The sequence below is a fragment of the Peribacillus sp. NPDC056705 genome, from assembly GCF_043656335.1.
The window spans coordinates 1-1123 of sequence record NZ_JBHTYI010000252.1 but is presented as its reverse complement, the minus strand read 5'-3'; the positions used below and the strand labels follow the sequence as shown (position 1 = coordinate 1123).

General features: G+C 47.1%; 1 protein-coding gene. It reads right to left on the bottom strand.

The genetic code is table 11. The annotated features are described in order from the left end of the window. A partial coding sequence (locus ACFRAK_RS29425; protein WP_394573257.1) for a carbohydrate ABC transporter permease occupies nucleotides 1–903 on the bottom strand: 903 nt, incomplete at its 3' end. Between the last annotated feature and the right edge of the window lie 220 nt (nucleotides 904–1123).

Sequence of the window (1123 nt, the reverse complement as noted above, 5' to 3'; positions counted from 1 at the left end):
GGATGAAAAGTATTTGAACTGGATCACCGAAATCACGATGATCAATGCCGCGAGTACAAAAGATTGTGCTGCTGCCAGCCCGAATTCATAGAAATTGAACGCGGTGCTGTAGATCAAGTAAGCGATCGTCGTTGTCGCAAAGTTCGGTCCGCCTTGGGTCATCAGATACACCGAGATAAACACCTGGAAGGATGTAATGACGCCTGTTACCAGCAAATACAATGTGGTCGGTTTCATCAACGGCCAGGTAATGCGCCAAAATTTGGACCAGCCGCTGGCATGGTCGATATCCGCCGCTTCATATAGTGATTTCGGTATACCGCCCATTGCAGCCAGATATAAGATGATACCGGCTCCGTGTGAGCCCAACCAGTTCATTAAAATAAGTGAGAACAAAGCCGTATTGGATTTGCCCAGCCAAATCACCGGATCGAGTCCGAACAAACCGATAAAACGGTTCAATAAACCTGCACTCGTCGGATCATAGATAGCCAGCCAGACAACGGAAATCGTTACGCCGGATGCGACAGCAGGCAAATACATCGTAGCTTTGAAGAACGTTTGCCATTTATTCTTCATCTGAAAAATAAAAAAGGATAGCGCATAGGTAATGATAATGTTAACCGGTACGGTACCGATGGTGAATATAGCTGTATTTCTCATCGATTTCCAGAACACGTCATCCTGAGCCATCCGTGTGTAGTTGTCCACGCCAATCCACTCGGATCCCATTACACTGTACTTCTGGAAGCTCATCAAAAAGGCGGAAGAGACCGGATATAAGGTAAAGATCAAGAACAACAGCACAGGAGCCAAAATGAATAAATATGCCCATCCATATTCACGCCAGTATCCCTTCATTGGGGGACGCGAGGGCTGGGCTGGTGTCGGGGCTGTCTGCATATCAATTCCTCCTTCCGCAGGGGTGAAGTATATTCACGAAGTCAAGCCATTTACTTTAAAAAAGGGAGTGGCCCACGTTCCTGAAAAAGGACAACGGGACACCCCCTCTTAACTTCAATTACTGTCCTAAGATTTGTTTGCCTTTGTCTATGAAGTCTTGCGCAATCTGTTCCGGCGTCTTCTCACCCGAGAACAGTGCCTGGATGTTCGGCTTCACCAC